This window comes from Vibrio sp. CB1-5, from assembly GCF_059412285.1.
The window spans coordinates 1-1,073 of sequence record NZ_JBJHPB010000073.1 but is presented as its reverse complement, the minus strand read 5'-3'; the positions used below and the strand labels follow the sequence as shown (position 1 = coordinate 1,073).

The 1,073-nt window shown below is 53.5% G+C and carries 1 rRNA gene; it reads right to left on the bottom strand.

Going from position 1 to position 1,073, the window contains the following annotated elements:
- Positions 1-6 precede the first annotated feature (6 nt).
- Positions 7-1,073, bottom strand: a 16S ribosomal RNA gene (locus ACJB0T_RS21900); the annotation flags it as partial.

Genomic DNA, 1,073 nt, shown 5'->3' with positions numbered 1-1,073 from the left:
TTCGTATAAGGAGGTGATCCAGCCCCAGGTTCCCCTAGGGCTACCTTGTTACGACTTCACCCCAGTCATGAACCACAAAGTGGTGAGCGTCCTCCCGAAGGTTAAACTACCCACTTCTTTTGCAGCCCACTCCCATGGTGTGACGGGCGGTGTGTACAAGGCCCGGGAACGTATTCACCGTGGCATTCTGATCCACGATTACTAGCGATTCCGACTTCATGGAGTCGAGTTGCAGACTCCAATCCGGACTACGACGCACTTTTTGGGATTCGCTCACTTTCGCAAGTTGGCTGCCCTCTGTATGCGCCATTGTAGCACGTGTGTAGCCCTACTCGTAAGGGCCATGATGACTTGACGTCGTCCCCACCTTCCTCCGGTTTATCACCGGCAGTCTCCCTGGAGTTCCCGACATTACTCGCTGGCAAACAAGGATAAGGGTTGCGCTCGTTGCGGGACTTAACCCAACATTTCACAACACGAGCTGACGACAGCCATGCAGCACCTGTCTCAGAGTTCCCGAAGGCACCAAAGCATCTCTGCTAAGTTCTCTGGATGTCAAGAGTAGGTAAGGTTCTTCGCGTTGCATCGAATTAAACCACATGCTCCACCGCTTGTGCGGGCCCCCGTCAATTCATTTGAGTTTTAATCTTGCGACCGTACTCCCCAGGCGGTCTACTTAACGCGTTAGCTCCGAAAGCCACGGCTCAAGGCCACAACCTCCAAGTAGACATCGTTTACGGCGTGGACTACCAGGGTATCTAATCCTGTTTGCTCCCCACGCTTTCGCATCTGAGTGTCAGTATCTGTCCAGGGGGCCGCCTTCGCCACCGGTATTCCTTCAGATCTCTACGCATTTCACCGCTACACCTGAAATTCTACCCCCCTCTACAGTACTCTAGTCAGCCAGTTTCAAATGCAGTTCCGAGGTTGAGCCCCGGGCTTTCACATCTGACTTAACTAACCACCTGCATGCGCTTTACGCCCAGTAATTCCGATTAACGCTCGCACCCTCCGTATTACCGCGGCTGCTGGCACGGAGTTAGCCGGTGCTTCTTCTGTCGCTAACGTCAAAT